This window comes from Streptomyces sp. NPDC047315, from assembly GCF_040643215.1.
Lineage (GTDB): Bacteria > Actinomycetota > Actinomycetes > Streptomycetales > Streptomycetaceae > Streptomyces.
Window position 1 is genome coordinate 132,766 of record NZ_JBEYTZ010000008.1, and the last position, 17,960, is coordinate 150,725.

Sequence of the window (17,960 nt, forward strand, 5' to 3'; positions counted from 1 at the left end):
GCCGCCCGGTCCTGGGCGGCCGCCGTTCTGTTAGGACTCTGCTGCTGCGAGGCGGAGCGCATCGACCGCAGCGCGGAGGAGTGATGCGGAGCCACTCCCGTTCGCATATCCGACGTGCTTTGTCGTCTTGTTCTGATCAATGAAGCCGGTGGCCGCGTGCTTGGCGCAGCGCGTGGCCAAAACGATCACATTCGCAGTACGGGCCTTCTGCCGCAGCTGCGGCGTGCCTACGTGGTCGTAAGCAGTCAAGACCTTCACAGCGGGAGCGAGCCGCTTCAGTTCCTCCTGGCATCGGGTGAGCACTGCCTCGTCCAGTGAGTAGAGCAGCAGTGTCGCCGAGGGGAACTCGACGGGCGTGCTCTCCTTGCCGTCTTCGCCAGCAGGAGCATCCCAGGAGAAGCTGATGCCTAGGTCTTCAGAGAGCCGGCGCGCGAAGGCAAGGTCTGCCTCAGTGAGGCGGCGGCTGTGTGCAGACAGAGGCCCGAGCAGTTGCGAGCACAGGCTCGTGCGGGCCTCAGGATCAGGGCACGCTGCAAGGAACAAGCGGTCGACGAAGTCCAAGACAACCGAGGCCCGTTCGGGAGCAACCCACCGATCCGTGTCCGAACCAATGTCCCTGAGGATCTCCGCGTACTGCTCGGCACAGGGAGCAGCGCGAAGTGCGATCTCCATCAGCGCCTGCAAGGCCGCCAAGTCGCCAGGGCTGTAGCGGTTGAAAAGCACTGCGTTGCGGATGAATGCGTGGGCGCATTCGGGTGCGGGGTCGTCGTAGCCCACGGCATCAATGAACGAGCCTACTGCGCGCCATAGTTCTCGCGCGGCACCGTCGCTCAACCCGTCCAGGAACTCGGCGAGGGTCCCATCGTGCTCTGCAGGAGTGGGCCACAGGGTCCACTGTTCCTCATCCAGCGCGTCCTTCGCCGCGCTGTCGCCCTCGGCGAGCGCGAAGAACAGGGCTGGCCAGTCGTTGATCGGAGTGGCCGTGTCTGCCGACTCCTCGGGTTGCGCGACCGTGGAGGCATCAAGGTCGTCCGAAGTCTGCGCAATGAGCGCATTGGCCTCGTTCAACACAAGCGTGGGGATCTCGGGATTCTGGTCAAGGTCCTCAGCAGCCGCCACGAACCGGCGTGCGGCCTCTGCGTTCTTGAGGATCACGCAAGCCAGAAGGAGCACCGTCATGGCCTGCGGTCCATACGACCGCGGGTCGCCTGCGAGCAGCTCGGGGACGGCCCTGCCGTGGGTGATGAGGTTGGACTTGGCCGCCTCCAGATTCCGAGCCGCGAGTGGCTCCTCCAGAGCAACGGTGTACACGGCGTTCAGGATTGCTGCCTTCACCGGCGCAGGAGGATCTTGCCGGGCCACGTCCTGGAGCGCGGGGAACTGCAGCACCTTGGTACTCGCTCCGAGACGGTCAAGTCTCTTGAGCTTGAGATGCGCGAGATTCGTCGCAGTAAGCCCGCCCGCGGCAGCGAGTTGCTCAAGGAGGTCAAGCGACGCAGCTTCGCCGCCGGCCGCGAGAGCCGCGTCGAACTCGGCGATGAGACGCCCGACTGGCTTTACTACGCGCCACAGCCTTGGCGGACGCCTCAGGTAGGTCTGCTGCATCAGTAGCAGAGCATCAGTCAGGCCCTGCCGATACTTGTCGCTCTCCCCGGTTGACAGCCGGAAAGTGGAACGTTCGCCGGCCAGGTCGATGACGGCGCGTTCCACGGGATCGTCCCGGTCGAGGAGGGTTGGACGAAGGCCACCGCGCTCCATGTTGCAGTAAATGTACGTAGGCCCGGCAAATGCCTCAATGAGTTCAGCTGTCTTGCCGGCATCTGTTGGGTCACGTGCGATGGCGTACATCGAGTACGACTGGTTTTCGGCGACCCAACGAGGGAGAACGATGGGCGCGTCGTTATCGCCCAGCGCGATCTTGACGAAGGGCTCGGTGCGCGCTGTCCACGAGTGCTTGGGGTCCATCTTGGGCCACGCGTCGTTGCCCTCGCCGAAGAACCTGTGCAGGAACGCCTGGATACGATCAATGGTCCAGGACGTGGTCTGGTTCATTCTCCGTTCCCCCACCGCTCGGCCAGGTCAATGCGTGCTTGAGCGGCAGCGTCGCTGCCTGCCCGGTAAGTGATCTTTTCGTCGTTCCGGGCCATGCCTCGGATCGTGAAGTTCATCGATCCACTCAGCATCCAGTCATTCCCGCACAGCGTCTTCTCGTGGATATCCGGGTCACAGACGATGTGAAGCTTCCTTCCTGATGCCGCCTTCATCAGGCGGCGTAGAAAGTCCTCGTTGTGGGGATCATCGCGGGTCACGACGTGTACCTGTGCGCCACCATGGGCAATGCGGGCCACGGCGTCTGAGAGTCGGCACCCCACGGGAGGGGTGTCTCCAAAGAGTGCGTCGTAGGCGCCGTGGCTGTTGTCGAGGACCTGGACGTCGGTGATCCATGCGGACACCAACCACAGGTGGTCGCTGGGTGCGGTGAACTCCGCAATCAGCGCCGCGGACAGCATGGTGTCAACGCGAATCGCGGTGTGCCGCCCAGTGCGGAGGGTTCGTTCCTGGAATTTCACTGGGCTGCCTCCCTCAATTCGACCCTGACTCGAATCTCGTTCTGGTGGCGGACCACGCCGCAGACTTCCCCGTAGACGCGCAGCACATCCCGGTCGATGGGCGTGACCGGAACCTGCTTCAAGGCTTGAGCCATCAGAGTTGCGTCTCCCGCTGGGCAAACCAGCTCGACAGCCGAGGTCGCGGTCAATTGCTGCCGGTAGGCGTTATCCCAGGTGGGGTTGGTGACGTCGATCACCGGTATACGGTCATCGTGTGCGGCTTGGACCAGCAGACGCTCGAGGACGGGGCCGTCGGCGTATGGCTGGTAGTGCTTCAGGTCTTGAGTGCGGGCCTGGTGGCCACGGGGCCACAGAAGACTGAAGACCTGGTCTGCGGTCAGGGACCGGGCGCCTTCCAACTGGAGCTTGCCGGATCCTACGGCGTATGCGATTACGCGAGCGTCGACCTCGACCCGGAGACGTTGCTCCAACTCCGTCCATGCGTCAACAAGGACGAGAGCGGTGACGTCAGTATCGGGTCCAGACCCCGGGCGCAGAAGCCGCGTGGACAGGGCAGCAACAGCTGCATGCCGAGGCGGGCCGTCGAGCCGTGCCCAGGCCTCGCGAAGGACGTCCAGAGCGTCCTCGGCTTCTTTGGCTGAACTGCCGGCCCGGAGTGTCGCCATTGCCTGGGCAGCTGTTCCGCTGGATTCGTCGATGACATGCCGGAGGAACCGGGTCAGCGTGGCGTCGACGTACTCGTATTCGCTTGGCGCGAGGCTGCTCGTCACAAGCCCCCAGAATTGCCGGGGATCCTTCGAGTAGAAGTCGACCAACTGCTCGACGATCCCCAACCCACCCACGGACGTTTCGCTGAGCCACACCTCGGTGAGCGAGTCCTCTCCCTCACCGGGAAGTGTGTCAACGATGAGATCGCCATCCTGTGCGTTCGGGCACGCGCGTTGAGCAGCAGCGAGAATCGCAGCTGCCATCGTGTCGCGGTATGTGCGCCGCGCGAGCGGGCTGGTCTCGGCTGAGATGTCCTCTGCTATCAGCAGCTCTGCTGCCCTGTCCAGAGCTGTGATGACCGTGCCGTTGGCGACAAGCTTGATCAACTCTGACACGAGTCGATCACCGTCGACCTCCTGCTCAGTCACGTCGGAGTCACGGTAGAGCACTTGGAAGACCTTGGAGAGATCGTGAGTCCAGGAACCGTTCTTCAGCAGCGCACGGACGTCAGCGTTCGTGCGGTTCCCGTCGAGTCCGGCCAGAGCGAACGCGGTCAGATAGATCTGGGCCAGGCGCTCCCTCTGGAAGCTGTCGGAGATCTCGGCCAAGGCCGGATCATCCTGAACCGTGTGCAAGAAGGCCAGAGAGCGCCACTGAGGCGTAGTGAGGTACTCCCTGACAGCTGGATCGTCGAGGTTGAGCGGCTTGAGTGCGAAGCGGATGGCATCGACGCCCAAGGCGAATCCGAGTGCGGCCGGTCGTCCCCGGAGTTCGTATCGAACAGTGCGGGCTTGACTGTTCTGCCGTTCCCGGCGGACGTTGCACTCAGCGCCGAACGTCATGCGGCGCACTTGTACAGGGTTGCCGGCCGCGTGGGTCGCAAAGCTGACCATGTCAATGCGACGTTGCCAGGGGGACGGCTTCGGCACGGTGCCCTCACTGAGGGGCGCGTCGTCCTCCACGACGATCTGGGTGCCCCACTGCGGCTGGCCGTGAGACTGGTCCACGATGTCGGGATCGGGTTGGGAAAGCGCCAGGCTCAAGGGGCGGACGACTTCGAGGTTGGCGCCATCATGTCCATGAGGCTGCCAGGTGCCCTCCAGCCTGCCTTCGGTGACGATTTCCCTCAGGTTGAGCACATTGCCGTCGTCGTCGGGGATGGGGAGCCACGTGCGGTGAGTGTCGTCCAGGTACCCGAAGCGCCGGCTGACCCGTCCCGGCACGGCTTCAGTCAATGCCTTACCGATGGGCATGTGCTCGATGGATCCATCCCCGTTGTCGAAGGGGAGTTCCAGATCGACCTCAGGAAGGTTCAGCGGCTCGAACAGGGTCCGGGTGATGAACTCGGGGAGCATGGCCTTCTTGCCCATGCCGGGGTCGTTGACAAGAGGTTCCCAACGGGAGCGAAGCCGGCGAAGAGCCGTGGGCACGACGGCCAGGAGGAGGGAGCGAGGCTGTTCCCACAACACGGCCTGTGCGTCGTCAACGCTGACCTTCAACGCCTTGACGAGGTGCCGTGCAAACTCGTCCTGGACACGCTCCTCGGTCAGCAGTTGATGCAGGATTTTTATCAGTCCGAGGCGCTCGTTCTCGTACTCGGACAAGAGTTTCGGGTCATCCGGGGTCGTCAGGAGCTTCCGCACGTCGCCGCGCCGGACCTGGGCACGCATCCTGCGCCCGGCCCAGTCAAGAAGAGACTGGGCTCCCTGGATCTTGAGGACGTACCGGTTCTTGAGCGGCAGGGTCGTAGCAGCGACCTCCGGAGCAAAGAGCGTTTCGTAGCCCTGGTAGGCCAGGCGGTCGCGACCGTAGTCCGACAAGGCCACGATGGTCAGCGGCCGAGTCCCGCGCTCTCGGCCAGCGCGGCCGCGGCGCTGGATGAACGAAGCAGCATTCCGCGGTGCCTTGTGCTGAAGGACGAGACCAACCCGGGGATCGTTGAAGCCCACCTCCAACGACGCCGTAGCAATCGTGAGGTTCGCATTGCGGTTAACCCCCGCGTCCTGCGATGAGGTTCGCCCGATGATCAAGGGATGCATGCGGAGATCGGGGTCAAGTTCATGTCCGATCCGCTCGACGAGCTCCCAGTTCTGTCCCTCGAGGTAGCGAGGCCCGGGCTCAGGGCGCGCACGTGACCGCAACCCGGCCAACACGTCACCCCGGCGATTCGTGCGCCCGCGGTGGTCCTGGTCGCCCTCGGCGTCGCGGAGGTACTTGTAGAAGCGGTTGGTGACGTCCAGGGCATCCGTGAATAGGAACCCGGTCGAGCCGTAGAGGAAGGCGTCGTCACCGTTGTCGAGTACGCGGCCCCAGAGCATCGCAGTCTGGATCGACGTGGACAGGAGACTGGCTCCCGAGACTGGGTCGCCTCGCAGCGCGAGCGCGTACTCGCGGCCTTCCCGCACCATGGTGGCATCTTCGGGTGCAATGGAGTCCACGTCACTCTCGCGCAGGCCGACCAACTGTGCGAAGAACTGGTTCGCGTCGCGCAGTGTGGCGCTGAGGCCCACGAAAGTTACGGGTTTGCCTACTGCGTCCCTCCATCTGCGTAGGAGGTAGGCGACCTGCGCCCCGTGCACTCCCGAGTAGGTGTGCACCTCATCGAGGAGCATCAGGGACGGCACGCTTCCCCCGCGCCAGCCCAGGAGGCTATCGAGGTAGCCATCGGCGCTGCAGTTGTTCAGCATCTCCGTAGTGGTGAACAACAGGTGCGGCGGGTTCTTCTTCAAGGACTCGCGAGTCAGGGCGAGTTGGCCGTCCGGGATTTCGTCCCCGCAGCGTCGGCATATGAGGCGTTCAACGCGTTCAGCGCGGTCCCTATCGGACCAAATCAACTCGCCGTCTTCACACTCAGGGCTGGGACAGGGAAGGAAGGGACACACGGCGCCGTCCCCTACGCGTGCCCAACGGCCGGAACCTCGTCCGGGCTGAAGTCGCCAATCGTCGGCGTGATTCGGGGTGCCTCCGTAGAGTGCGCCGAGACGCAGAGGCCTCTTCCCCTGGCTGACGAGCGCGCTCTGAACGCTGCGAGCATTGACGATCGCATCGCGCAACTGATCCCGCAACAACTCAGTTCGCGGATACAGAGCCAGAGTGTGGATCCTTTTCTGGACCCTGTTGGTCGCGTGCTCCGCTATGGCTGCGAAGGCGGGCAGGTAGAAGGACAGCGTCTTGCCGCTACCGGTGCCGGCGCTGACGATGATGCCCTTAGAACGGTTTTGGCCCTGGAGTGAGGAGAAGACGGCTTGCGTTGCCTCCAACTGAAAACGAGCGAGGTTCTTGCCGCCCAGTTGGTCCTGGGCAACGCGGCCTTGGAGATCGCCCCAACCGGGAAGGGTACGCAACTCCTTGAGTGCTTGGGAGCCTGGAATATCTCGATCAGGGTAACGGCGATAGCGAACGTGTAGGCGGTAGTCAGCAACGAGTCGCTTCCCTTGCCGCCACCACCCGTTGGGGGTGTCGTCTGCCCAGTCTCCGCGAGGGCGGAAGAGTTGACGCAGTCCGGCGGTCAAGCGCAGAGCTTCGGCAAAACGAGTGCGGTAGCGGATTGATCCGTCGCTAGGCCAGGGCGCCTTGAAGAGCAGCGCGCGGCCCTGCAGCTCGCGGAGGATCTCGACGGCTGATAGTACTGGCGGAATGTCGCATTCGTCGAGGAACTGCCCGATGCAGTTGAGGACGTCATCCTCTGAGAGTGCACCTTCCGTCATGCCCCACATGAGGAGGGGCAACTCAAGGTCTTCAAGTTGGTTCAGGAGTTCGTTGGCGAACTTCCGGCCTACTATGCTCTGGTTCACGAACCCTTCCTCTTCAGGGTGATGTGGGCGTCCATCCGGCATTCGCGAAGGAGTGCGATCTCTTCGTCTGTGACGTCGCTTAGCGTCAGGCCAGGTTGCTCGCGTAGCCGATTTAGCAGGTCGACGAGTGCTTCCGGCGGGTCTTGAGTGTCTTGAAGGAGTTCCGCTAGGCCGGCGTACGTGGTCGCGAATGTGGTGATGGCTTCTTTAGAAGCCTTGCCCCTGGCGATTCGCTCCAGTTCAAGTTGTCGCTTGGAAGCCTGCTTCTCCGTTTCGAGTTCGACGAGCATCGAGATTCGCGCAAGGGGCAGGTCCGCGAGGAGTTGCTCAGTCCAGGCTGACCAAGCGGATTGATTCTCTTCCGCGAGACGATCGGTTACTGCCTGTGTCTTCTTCTTCGCCGTGTTGAACACCGGGTTGGAGGGGAGTCCGCTGGGTCCCAGACTGCGTTCGAATCCAGCTCTGCCGTCATCGATGCCGGACAAGTCGATGTTGAGTCCCGCGCCGCGGGACTGTAGGGCCTGCGTGACGGCCAACTGCGAGCGAAGCTGGTTGAGCTGAGAGCGGAGTTCCAGCAACCGGCTTGATACACGAGTGGCCTGCCGCTGTGAATCCTCACCATCCGCGATGCGTGAAGCGTGATCCTCAAGCAGCTTTGCCTTCTCGTACACTGACATCCGAGTCACGGTTGATCAGCCCCTTCGACTGCCAGGGAATGCCATTCGGCAATGATTTCCTGCACGCCCTCGGCTGCGCTCTTGGCGGCCGAAGAACTAGCCCGCATCTCGGCACCCTTCAGTGCCTCATCAAGCCACTCATCAGCGACACAAAGCAGGTTCCGGATAACTTCGATGGAAGCTCCTCGGTCCTGGGCGGCCGTGCGGATGCACGCAATCAGACGCGACGCCTCAGGGCGATCGTCGTCGAAGCACCGGGCCAGGTCATCTTCCAGAGCGGAGATCGTGGACCACTCCACAGCAACTGCCTGCTCGAGGAGAGCATCGAGTTCACGCGCTCGTTGGGCGGGCAACGACAGACTGACCTCTCTTGCCCTGTCGACGGCAGTTCTGATGCTGGCCAGGGTGTGGTTCCCCGGGGTGCTGCGGGGTTGCCGCATTCGGATGTCGCTCAGCCAGTCCTTGAGCACCGTGACTTGCCCGTCGATCAGCGTGGACCATGACGCGAATGGTTTGACTGCGGGCTTCGCCCACTCTGGGACGCTGCCCGTTGGCGTTTCCCACGCCCAGGTGGCTGTTGCCTCTTCCAGCAGAGGGATTGCCCGGGCTGCATCGATCATGCCCACGGCTCCTCTGCTGCCCTGCGAGATGCCGATCCCGGTACGAATACGTTTCACCAGGGCACTGCGCGCCGACAGGTGCTGGTTGAGGGCGGCGGTCCACCGGTCCGGCCTTGACATGACGCCGGTACCCTTCCAAGCTTCGCCGTCGTCCACCGCTGCCGCCAGGAGCTCTTCGATGCTCATGCCAGGCCAGCAGCGACCAGCAAGAACGGCTCCCAGAACGGACGCTCGTAGGGCAAGGACAAGGCCGTCGTCCGTGATCTCCAAGTTGCATTGAATTCGGGATGCCAGCGCACCGGCGTGCCGCTCGGCGAGGGTCGCGAGCCTGCGGATGTCCTCACCGCGTACCTGGTCCAACCCGTTCTGCGCACGGATCAAGCTCTGGAAGAACCTGCTGTTCGTGGCACTTCGCTTGAACTGGATCGGCGCGCTATCAGCGCCTGTGATGCCTGCAACCGCAGAGCCTTCGATGCTGACGACGGTGCCGTTATTCGGCCAGCCCTTCTCCTTCACGTTGCTCTGCGCCTGCATGAGCGGCGCGTTCCAGCGGTACCGCTCCGCTACCGCTGTTGCGATGACTGTGCGGATGGCTCGGGCGTGATCCTGCTTGAGGTCGTCGCCGCGGGTCACCCACTCCTCGATGTTCTGAAGGCTCCGCTGAACGGACAGGCGATAAGTCTTGTCTTCCGTCTTGGCAGTGCCTGGCGTGGCGCTCCGTTGGGGGGAAGGCTCAGCCTCACGTTGTGGCTGCTGCGGAGGGGCTTGGACTCCCGCAGCCAGGGGGTTGAGAGCAAACGCCTCCAACACCGTGGGATCGATTTCGATGCCCTGAGCAGCGGCGTCGCCCCAGAACTCAAGGATCAGCCGTCGCCGTGGGCCGGCCACCCGATCATTGGTATCGATGAACGATCGCACGGCTGTGTCAAGCGTTGTGTCGATGTCAGCCGTAAGGAAGCTTTCGGAGAAGGCCGCATCGGGAAACTCTCCGCGCCGCAGTGAACCAGCGTGCTCAATGAGAATTGGCCGTACCACACTCCCGAGCACCGTTCGGGGGACGAACCCCCAGGGTTCATCCTTCGAAGCGGTGGAGTGGACCATGCGAGTCAGGGCTGAGCGGTTGAAGGGGTAGAGCCCGTATCCATCCGCTGATGCTCCAAACGCGTCGTGGCAACGGGGCTGCAGGGGGCAGGTGTCACATGCGTTCGGCGGTTCGGCGCCGCCTACCTGTTCCAGTTGATCCTTGCCGATGCGCGCTGCGTTGAGGTAGCGGCCAACGAATGCAGCGATGGCTTCTTCACCGGTGTCTTCTTCGCTGAACGGAACATCGAGGTCATACGCGTAGCCCAGGTTTGCTTGTACACGGGTGAGCGCGGTCTCTGGCAAGTCACGGAAGTAGCCAGTTGTTACCGCCATAAGGGTCCGGATGGGGGCTAGTCGTGTCGCTCCCTCACGGTGAGCGGCTTCGACAACGGCGTCCAGCAGGTCCTTCTGCACACCCTGAATGAGAGCAAAGTCTTCGATGAGGAGAACAATCTCTTTGCCCTGTCGGTGGTACTCCTCGCGGACAAGGGTCATCGCTTCCAGCAAGCGGCCCATGCCGAGGTTGAAGCTGCGATTGATCGCAGTCTCCAAGTGCTCGTTCAGGAGGTCGATCGCGATCTCCTGGAGTTCGGCCTTGGCGCTGAGAACCTGTACCCACTTCTTGGCCAGCGCCGAAGCCTTGCTGACATCTGTGATGTCTAGCGGGAGATCATCAACTGTGAACTTCGGCGGGCGATCTTTGTCACCCTTGGTGCGGTCTCGTAGGAGGTACGTGGCCAGTTGTGGAACAAACTTCTCGGGCTGGAGCATGAATTCGCTGACGTGCGGATCGTCAAGTAGTGCTCCGAGACCATGAGGGCCGAAGAGTTGCCGCGCCGGCCCCGAGACGCCGCGGCCGGTCTCGGCTACGAGGGTCTCGTTGAGGGAGTGGATCAGCCGCCGAGCCAGCACTGATGCGTCGATGTCAGCGGTAAATTTGTCGATCTCCGCTTTGAGTTGCTTCAGTTCATCACTATCTGCCTTGGCGATCAGGCTTTGCACCACTGCCTTGAGGCTTGTTCTGTGCTTCTCAAGGTAGATGATCTCGCGATCACGGCGCCCGTCGTCGACCAGTTCGAGGTGCTCTCGGACCCATCTGACGAGGTGAGACTTTCCCGACCCGGACTCGCCCACGATGGGCATAAGGAGTGCACCGCTGTTGGACTCATGATTCAAGAAGTCGTGAAGAACCGTCCCCTCGTCGACCGGCTGACCCTCAAGCACGAGTTGCCGGCCGTCGAGCCGCGCTCGCTGGATTCGCAACGGCGCATGAGTGGCCCGAAACACGGCCGCAGATGGCGAGATGGCTTCAACGCTAATGGTATTGGCGGCCGTTGCGGGATCCCAGCAGGCCTTTCCGCGGAAGTCAGGCACTGGGGGCCTCCTGGATCGTGATGTCGCTTACGTAGCGAGGACTCGAGGGCTGCTCTGGATCGCTCACCTGCAGCACCAATGCGGCATCGGAATCAAGTTCTAGGCGCAGCCAGCCCTCGTCGTTACCGCGGAGCAGCGCAAAGGAGAGAGCAGGGCCCGCTACACGGTCACCGGGGTTGGGGAGGTGGAGAGCCAGGGAGTATTGGCCGCTGGAGAGTACCGGCAAGTGCTCGCGGACGCTTCGGACGGCTGTTACGGCATTCACCTGGCGGCCCGGCTCCCATAGGCACTGCATGACGTATCTGACCGCTGCGGTGCAGTCGGGTACCAATCGACTGCCACCTCCGCCGGCAAGGAGTGGTCGTGCTGCGAGCCCTAGCGCGGGGGCCCAGTCGCAGAACTGTCGCCATCGCTCGGCGTTCACGACAGCCGGTCCCGCCTCGGGTCTGAGAGGGGTCTCCTTCATGAGATCCTGCGCCTGGTCCCAGTCCACAGCAGGGCCCATGGGATCGAGCGTGAGGAACCATGCCAGGGCACGCGTGAGGTCTCGGGATTCCCTCTGTTCATCGTTGTCCCCCAAGCCGCTGTTGCGCTCAGGTGCAAAGACGGCGCTGCGCAGCGCAGCCGCGAATGCGTCCCAGTCTTGGCCGTCGAGATGCTCAGCGGGTCCCATGAGCGTCAGCTCACCGGTGGCTTCGGCGACGTGGAGCAGCCCGAGCTCCCGCAGCGTCTTGACGGCTTTGTTGAACATCTCCGACGCGTCTTTGTCACCGGATGCGAGGGTCGGTGGACTCAGCAGAGCGCGGGCGCCGTTGAGTGGTACCGGCTTCTTCGAATGGGCCAGTAGACGGACGACTGCCCACATGGGGTCGGGGCGCGAGGCGTCCACGTTGATCAGGGCCATCAGAACGACTCCAACGCGGTCTGTACGGAGAAACTTTGAGCATGAAGAGCACCGAAGGCCAGGCCTGGGCGACTCGGATCCGGCGTACTTCGCGCGTGGATCAAGTAGGCCACATCTGGTGAGTCAAGCCGCGACCTGAGCACCCGGGCCATCGGTGACAGATCATCGTCCAGAACCCAGACGATGGGGCCTTCGTAGAAGCGGAGCAGATCCGCGTCGGTGTCGCAGATGATCGGCCGCGGTGCCACATCCTCCTGAAGAGCTTCGGCTAGAGATGGGGTGATCCCTGGCCCACCAATCACATTCATGCCACGAAGGGCCAACATCTCCAGCAGCCGAGGCACCTTGACCTGACGGTCCGTCTCGGTCCCCCACCACAAACTGAGGCAGGACGCGGTGCCACGCATGCTTCGGAGTGGATCGCGGCTGGTCCGCCTAGGGGCTGGAACCAGTGGATGAGGGTCTCCGGCCAGCTTGTAGAAGCCGTTCTCCTGCGGAAGGCCTGTCGTTCTGCAACTGGGGCAGCCTCGGCAATTCACCCCCGTCAGCAGTGGGGCGCCACCTTGCTGAACCCGGTAGTAAGTGCGGAGAACCTCGCCTGTGCATCGATCACCGCGTAGCAGGGTGCGGAGATCGGATAGGGCTTGTCGCTGCGCGGTGATTGAGCGCCGGCGCTCCGCTTCGAACCGAGTCCGGAAGTGCTCCTCGTCGTTGGTCTGAGTGTCTTCGAGCGTGACGTCCACATGCGTGGATGCCACCTCGTAGAACCGGTCGAGGCGTTCCTGGAAGGCTGCGCGTGGTTCGTCGTCGTGTCGCTGGGGCGGCTCAGGAACGTGGAGACCGATGAGCCCGGCGCGCAACATGAGGTTCAAGGTGCGGATGTTCCAGTCGCGGTTTGCCTCCGAGGTGTCGTGGACGTTGTCCGGGATGGAGTCAAGGTTGACGAGGTAGTGACGCTGACGTGGGTATGTCTTGTCCCTGAGCGTCCACATCCACCGCCACCTCGACCACGCTTTGTCTGCACCGATGATTGCTTGCCGATTGATGCCCTCGGCAACGGGCTCATCCCGGGGGGCGGACGCCAGGTAGGCCACGGACGGACGTCCGTCCCGGCCTGTGCGCCCTACCTCCTGGTAGTAGCGGTCGACGGTTTCGGGCAGGCAGGCGTGCACCACACTGCGGACGTCGGGTAGGTCTACACCCAGGCCGAAGGCTGAAGTTCCTACGACGATGTCGTACCGGGTGGGGATAGGGCCGGAAGCGGAACGGCCGCTCCAGCCTTCCACTACGCTTCGGCGTTCGTCGGGGCTGGAATAGCCTGCGACGTCAGCTACTCGTGCGAAGCCGGCTGTGCGTAGGCGGTCAAGCCACGCCTTGGCGTCCTTCCGCTCTGTCACGTACAGAGCTAGTGGTTTCGGTAGACGGTCGATGGCGCGAAAGATTGCCTCGGTGCGCTGCTCCTCGTCGGTGAAGGCATCAATGTAGTAGCTGGGTTCATGGCGCACCTGGGCGCCCCAAACGATCTCGGCTGGCTTGGGGTCTGCGAAGAGTTTCTCGAGCGTGGTTACCTGCTGCTCGGTGAGCGTGGCGCTCATGCAGACCGTCACGGGTGCGCGTCCGGGTGGTGCTGCGCTCAGCCAGGTCCGACGGTGGACGGACATGGTTTGGAACTCAGGTCGAAAGCCTTCGCCCCATTGCTCGACGAGGTGGGCCTCGTCAATGACGAAGTAATGAAGGTGACCTGCCTCGGCAGCATCTTCCAGCGCAGACTTAAGTCCAGAAACGAGTGATTCAGGGTTCGTGAAGACTAGCCGCTGTTTACCTGTTCGGATATCTTCTCGTATTTGTTGCTTGAGGTTCTCGTCGAGGCCGCCGATGTAAGCGTAGCGGCCGGAGGGACTTCGTCGCCCGCGGCTGTTCAGCAACTCCTGGGCACGACGTTCCATGTCCAACGCGAGCACGACAGTCGGCACTACGACCAAGGTGACGCCGATACGGTTACTTGCGAGCAGAGCCGGAGCCTGTACGAGGGCGGTCTTGCCGTGGCCAGTGGGCAAACAAGCGATGACAGTGCTGCCAGGCTCTGCGAGTGCCACAGCGCGCGCAGCTTGCCGCTGCCCGATTGACTTGTACTGGGCGTAACGGCTGCCGAGAGCACGGATCCAGAAGGGGTCAGCTGGACACGGCTCCAACTCAAGCTGTGGTTGGAGGCTTTCCCCGAGGTGGACCTGCTCCAAGTCGTACGTGGCTGCTTCGTCAGCTTTCTGATCTTCCCTGCCAGGATGCCACGGCCGGGCTGTGACCAAGACGCGACGGCTGTCCGGGAGTGCATGGCAGTGCATCTGTTCCCACTGTTCTCGCATGGGCAGCGGTGCGCCAGGTGGAATTGAGAGACCATAGGTGTTTCCGCTGGCCTGAGCTTCCAGAAGAATCTGCCGTGTCAATGCTGCCACGTCACGCCACGAGGCCGTCTGTTCAGCGAGGCCGTCGAGGGCATCCTTGAGCCGTCGCAATGTGCCGCTGTACTCCGGCTCCTCCGGCGTCGGGACAACGAACGGCCAGGTGTCAAAGAGTTGCTGTGCACCAATCCAACTGTCACGCACTTACCTGTGCCCCCTTTCTCCCAGCGCGGAGAACGCAGGTTGCAGACATGAGCCGTACGCTGGGCTGCATGAGGCCGTCGATGAGCAGACCGGCGGTCTTCACGTCTGTCAGTTGGCTTTCGTCCTCACGCAGGAGGCGACCGGCAGCCCTGCGGGCCTCTGCCTGCGCCCGAGTCACGGTGAGTCGCCGGCGACCGCGTTCCTGGGCCTCGGCGCAGAGTGCCTTCAGGTCAGTGACGCGGAAGAGTTCGTCGCGTGCGACCTTCTCGGCGTTCTCAGCAGCATGGCGGAACTCCGACCAGTTACCGAAGACGTCGATGAGGACACGAATCCGCTGGCCACTCAGGTTTTGGCACTCTTTGTCGTAGGACTTGTTCAGCCATTCGAGCGCCGAGGCCAGCGTCAGCGCCTCGGCGCTTCCAGCCCGCACCCACACTCTGCGCGTGAACGGCGGAAGGAGGAGATCGGCCTGGCGCTGCAACGCCCGTTTCACCTCTTCCCGGTTGGCCATCACCTCTGCCGCCACGGAGACGTCGGCCTCAACCAGGAAGTCGAAGCCGAAGTAGGGCTCCGGGTCACCCATGTGGCCGGGGTCCACGCGCTGGTAGGCAGTGGCCTGGCCACGTTCGTCGATGTCGCTCAACGCGGCGAGCGCGTCGATGAAGGGGTTGCCTATGCGGAACAACCTTGTGCCAGGATCACGCAGGGCTCTGGACCGGTTGAACGTCCCCTGGGCCATGGCAGGATCCAGCGCCGCGGTCTGCGCCACGTAGAGCCGCGGCGGCACCTGCGGCCGTGACCCTGCGAGGTCGAAGACGCTCTTGCCGGCTGTGCGCTCGTAGTGGCGGATGTTGATACCACCAGATCCTGCGCTTGTGTACCGGAAGACGCCGCGCTGGATCTCCCTCCACTCCAGTTCTAGCCCTCTGAGGTTCTTGACCATGCTGTCTCGGCCATCGACATCAAGGTAGATGGCTTCGAGCATGTCCATCTTCTCGATCTGTTGGCGCGCTTCGCGGAGCTGGTCTTGAACTCGTTGCTGAGAGGACGCGAGCCCGGACGGGCCATCTCGTAGGGCGTCGCTCCAGACAGCGTCGCGGCCTTCTGCGATGGCGTCCTGCAGTGTCGACACGGACCTCGAGAAGACGTCGTAGCCGTCACGCAACAGGTTCAGCCACGCCGTACCAAGGGCTTCATCCTCGGCGCTTACGCTGACTACGTACTGGCTGGCTTCATCGAGATGGCTGACGGACTCGCCACTGGGGTAACGGTCAACCCGCCCGATCCGTTGTTCGAGCTGGTTGGGGTTCCACGGCAGACGCATGTGAACGACGGCACTCGCGACCTGAAGATTCAGCCCATCCTCGGCGGTGTGGTCGGCGACAAGGACGGACGTGCCCGGCGCCGTACGCCACTTCGTGACCGCATCCTCGGAAGCCACCGCTCCGGCTTGTGCGGTGTGCTCCACAACACAGGCTGTACGAGACAACCGCCGTAGGCGCGCTGCCAGTTGGTGCGCCAGCAGTCCCGGGCCGCAGAAGACAACGATGCGTCCACCGCGATTCAGAATTGGGACGAGGGCGTTGACCGTCGCCTTGAGCGGCTGGTTGCCCTCTGCTTCGCCGAGGTGCCTCTCTAGCTCGTCGAGTGCTTCCACCTCTGCAGGGATGAGAGTGGGCGCGGCGAGCATGGTCTGCTCCTGGGCACTAAGACCGGCTCGTTGCGCCGCCTCGGCATCTCTGCGGACCCGCCAGCGCAGGGCGTCGGCGAAGTCGTCGAAAGGCCCACCAGTCCTGGACGTGAGTACACCGAGGATGCGGGCGTACGCGGTGGTCTGATCTTCAAGCCCGGCATCGAGCAAGGAACTCGAGACGCCAATCCGCCACTCCGTAAGGGCGGCTTCGACCGCGTCGAAGGTGGACGGCAGGGTGATGACGTCCGAGAGCTTCCGCCCGCGGACAGCGTAGGGTTCGCCTTCTTCGGAATCGTCTTCGGGCCTCTCCACCTGATCGCGCCGGTGTCGGATCACCCGGCGGTGGAGACGGTACGTCTCGCTGATGTGGCCCCGCAGCTCCTCTACGCGCAGGGAGAGCTCATCGGGTTCTACTTCATCGCGGAGGTCATCGTCCTCAGTGAGACATTCGACGATCCGCTTTGCAAGGTGCTCAAATCGGGGGTCATCGGGAAGGATCCGCCGGATGTCGTCGAGCGTGGACCTCAGCAGAAAGGTGAATGTGGCATCCAGGGCGTAGACGCTGTCGGCCAACACGGCTCGTAGGGCATAACGGTGCTCGAAAGCTTCGCGGTCGTCCCAGCTGTAGAGGTCGCGGTCGAGCAGGTGCAACAGGCCGAGGTGAGTGGTGTAGTGCGAAGTCACGGGGGTCGCGGACAGGAGCAGAAGCCTTGGTGCGGAGTGCGCCAGGGCGGCTAGTTCCCGGTAGGGCGAGAGGCCCTCGTCGGCGTTCTGTACCAGTGCATGGGCTTCGTCCACGACGACAAGTGCACTGTCGTGGTACGCGGACCACTTCTCCGGCGTCTCGTGAGACGTGATCACAATTCGGGCCGATGGAAAGTCGTCGACGAAGAACTTGTTGCGGAGCTCCTTGTCCCACTGGCGCCGCAGTGGCTCGGGGGCAACGACCGTTATTCGTGCCTGCGGATCGTCCAGGAGAGTCTGCCGGATGACGAAACCAGCCTCGATGGTCTTCCCGAGGCCTACTTCGTCTGCGATGAGGTATCGCTGCACTGGATCAGTGAGCACCGTCATTGCCGCGCGGATCTGATGTGGGAAGACCTCGGCAGCCGAGGACAGCAGCGCAGCCATGTTCGCGCAGGCAGCTCGTTGGGCAACGAGGTCACGCAGGAAGGGAAGCCGAGCGTCGCGGAAGAACCCCGACTCGCTACCACCGCTCGTGAGGACTTGGAGGGGATCACCAACGGGGCGGTCCCAGCGCACTCGGAGATCGCACTCGTTCGCGCTCTCGTTCCACTTCTTGTTGGGGACCTGGATGAAGTATTCCGGGAGACGCTCCCCCGTAACCCGGCCCGCGAGCCAATCTCCGGTGCTCGGTTCGCGCCAGTAGACCCGCGTTTCGGCTTCGAGCTTGGCACGCCAGCAGCTCCTCGCCGGCACACGCTGAGAGTGGACGACCTCCTCGGCTACTGATTCGAAGAAGTCGACGCGCAGCATCTCGCCGTCGATGGCGCCAACCCGGCCGATGCCCGGAGCCCCCGTGAACTCGACGAGGTGTCCAACCGCGAAGCCCGAAGACATCCGCCTGCTCGCCCCCCACCTGCTGATTCAACAACTGGCACGAGCTTAAGCGCATCCACTGACAACGCAGTCGACGGAGTAGATCGGGAATTCGCATGTATTTTCGATACTGGAGAGTAGGTGCCCCTGCGGCGTCTCCCTACGGTCGCCGCATACTCGTCTAATGGGTACTAAGTGGATCTATCGGGTTGGTTCGCTAAGTGCATCGCGCCGCAGATTACGGCTGAAACAACGTCTTGCTCAGAGGTGACACCGCCATCGCAGCGAGCCGTGCACAGCAACGACGCTCGCGCGACCGCTGGGGAACGACCTCCGCCTGACCTGCGAGTGCATGCCCGAGGCGCGCTCCCAGG

Annotated in this window: 8 protein-coding genes; all 8 read right to left on the reverse strand. The window is 63.1% G+C overall.

The window, feature by feature from the left end:
• Window positions 1-30: 30 nt before the first annotated feature.
• Genes dpdD through dpdE form a run of 8 tightly spaced genes read right to left on the reverse strand, consistent with a single transcriptional unit; the run spans window position 31 to window position 17,607 of the window.
• Window positions 31-2,052, reverse strand: a complete 2,022-nt coding sequence (gene dpdD / locus ABZ842_RS11410) for a protein DpdD (RefSeq protein ID WP_361535506.1) — start codon at window positions 2,050-2,052, stop codon at window positions 31-33.
• The gene (dpdK, locus tag ABZ842_RS11415) at window positions 2,049-2,570 is read right to left on the reverse strand and encodes a phospholipase D-like domain-containing protein DpdK (RefSeq protein WP_361535509.1); all 522 of its coding nucleotides are present in this window, start codon (window positions 2,568-2,570) and stop codon (window positions 2,049-2,051) included. The genes dpdD and dpdK overlap by 4 nt, the downstream gene beginning before the upstream one ends.
• A complete protein-coding gene (dpdJ, locus tag ABZ842_RS11420; RefSeq protein WP_361535512.1) occupies window positions 2,567-7,072 on the reverse strand; it encodes a protein DpdJ in 4,506 nt (1,501 codons plus the stop codon). The genes dpdK and dpdJ overlap by 4 nt, the downstream gene beginning before the upstream one ends.
• Window positions 7,069-7,749, reverse strand: coding sequence for a hypothetical protein (locus ABZ842_RS11425; RefSeq protein ID WP_361535515.1), 681 nt, complete (start codon window positions 7,747-7,749; stop codon window positions 7,069-7,071). The genes dpdJ and ABZ842_RS11425 overlap by 4 nt, the downstream gene beginning before the upstream one ends.
• Before the next feature lie 5 nt (window positions 7,750-7,754).
• Complete coding sequence (dpdH, locus tag ABZ842_RS11430) at window positions 7,755-10,826, reverse strand: protein DpdH (protein ID WP_361535518.1); 3,072 nt, start codon at window positions 10,824-10,826, stop codon at window positions 7,755-7,757.
• Window positions 10,819-11,730, reverse strand: a complete 912-nt coding sequence (gene dpdG / locus ABZ842_RS11435) for a protein DpdG (protein WP_361535521.1) — start codon at window positions 11,728-11,730, stop codon at window positions 10,819-10,821. The genes dpdH and dpdG overlap by 8 nt, the downstream gene beginning before the upstream one ends.
• A complete protein-coding gene (dpdF, locus tag ABZ842_RS11440; RefSeq protein WP_361535524.1) occupies window positions 11,730-14,333 on the reverse strand; it encodes a protein DpdF in 2,604 nt (867 codons plus the stop codon). The genes dpdG and dpdF overlap by 1 nt, the downstream gene beginning before the upstream one ends.
• Window positions 14,326-17,607: a protein DpdE gene (gene dpdE, locus ABZ842_RS11445; RefSeq protein ID WP_361535527.1), complete on the reverse strand. Its 3,282-nt coding sequence runs from the start codon at window positions 17,605-17,607 to the stop codon at window positions 14,326-14,328. The genes dpdF and dpdE overlap by 8 nt, the downstream gene beginning before the upstream one ends.
• Window positions 17,608-17,960: the final 353 nt, after the last annotated feature.